2 protein-coding genes are annotated in these 1,576 nt (G+C 57.5%); both read left to right on the top strand.

Annotated elements, in window-relative coordinates; translation table 11 throughout:
* Positions 1-135: 135 nt before the first annotated feature.
* Entirely contained in the window at positions 136-765 is a 630-nt protein-coding gene (locus PJE062_RS21715; protein ID WP_208609044.1) for a MarC family protein, read from the top strand.
* Between the two features lie 180 nt (positions 766-945).
* On the top strand, positions 946-1,576 hold a 631-nt coding region (locus PJE062_RS21710), incomplete at its 3' end, for a pyridoxal-phosphate dependent enzyme (RefSeq protein WP_208982441.1).

The raw sequence follows: 1,576 nt of genomic DNA, 5'->3' as shown, positions 1-1,576 counted from the left end.
CGCGCCACAACTGATCTCCACCAGAACACTCAATCATTACAGCCCTTTAAGTTGTCACCCTTAGGTGCGATCAGTATGTTGCATGCTTTCTTCAGTATCACCACTGCGTGCAAAGCCAACAACAGAAAGCATCTGATGACTGAAACTGCTCTGATCACCTACGTCGCAGCGCTGTTCTCCATGATGAACCCCATCGGAAACACCGGCGTCTTCGCAGGCATGACAGCGGATCGGGACGCTGCCACCGCCCGCCGCATCGCATGGACCTGCGCCGGTGCTATCGCGCTGACACTCCTCACCGTCACCTGGACGGGCGGCATCCTCCTCAAGTTCTTCGGCATCACCGTGCACGAGCTGCGCGCTGCGGGCGGCGTAATCGTTCTGCTGATCGCGCTTTCCATGCTGCGCAGCGATAACAGCCACCGCCAGACACCGCAGGAGGCTGCCTCCGCAGCAGAGCAGAACCACATCGCCGTTGTGCCACTGGCCATCCCAATCGTTGCCGGGCCGGGTGCCATTGCAACAGCCATTGTCGCCGCCGAGCGTCATTCTGGCATCTGGGCCAAGATTGATCTCTCCATCGCGGCTGTCGGCCTCGCGCTCTTCACCGGCTTTCTGTTCTCTGTCTCCAAGCCAATCGCCAACAAGCTGGGCGAGTCCGGCATGGGTGTTGTAACCCGCCTCATGGGCATGGTGCTTGCGGCAATTGCCATGGGTATGCTCGCCGATGGCGTTAAAGGAATGATCCCCGCATTGGCGAGCTGAACGCCTACGGAAAGGCTCGCACAACCGAGCCTTTCCCCTCTGAAAACCCGATGATTTTCGCCACAAGCTTTACCCTCTGTTTCGCACAGCAGGGATCGGTCCATCCGGCAAAGAGTACAGAAGCTATACTTGATCCAACGAGGCACCATCCGCCTCCAAAACAACAGATCAGGTGCTTCCATGCTGGAGTTCAGCAGCCATAAAAATCATCGGAATCCTTCAGGTCGGGCATGGGCGCTGCAGGCCATCAAGAACATTGAGGCAGACTATCAGCGCTCCGCTGATACCCACCTGATCAAGCTGAACATTCCCAAACTCACCAAAGCGGGCATTGATCTCTACCTCAAGGATGAAAGCACCCACCCCAGTGGCAGCCTCAAACATCGGTTGGCCCGCTCGCTCATCCTCTATGGCATCTGTAATGGCTGGATCAGGGAAGGCATGCCCATCGTGGAATCCTCCTCCGGTTCCACGGCAATCTCGGAGGCCTATTTCGCCCGCCTCATAGGCAATCCCTTCATTGCCATCGCACCAAAAGCAACCGCCACCGGCAAAATCCGTGAGATCGAGGCGCTGGGCGGTGAGGTGCATCTCGTAGAGCCCTATCAGATCTACAGCGAGGCGGCGCGATTGGCGAAGGAACTTGGCGGACACTACGTGGATCAGTTTACTTATGCGGAGCGTGCAACCGATTGGCGTGGCAACAACAACATTGCCCAAAGCCTGTTCTCACAGATGGAGCTGGAGCGCTTCCCCGCACCCAAATGGATTGTCATGAGCGCCGGAACTGGCGGCACATCAGCAACCATGG

It is taken from the genome of Pseudovibrio sp. JE062, from assembly GCF_000156235.1.
GTDB lineage: Bacteria > Pseudomonadota > Alphaproteobacteria > Rhizobiales > Stappiaceae > Pseudovibrio.
The sequence above is the reverse complement of the archived record's forward strand: the minus strand, read 5'-3'. Positions and strand labels throughout refer to the sequence as shown.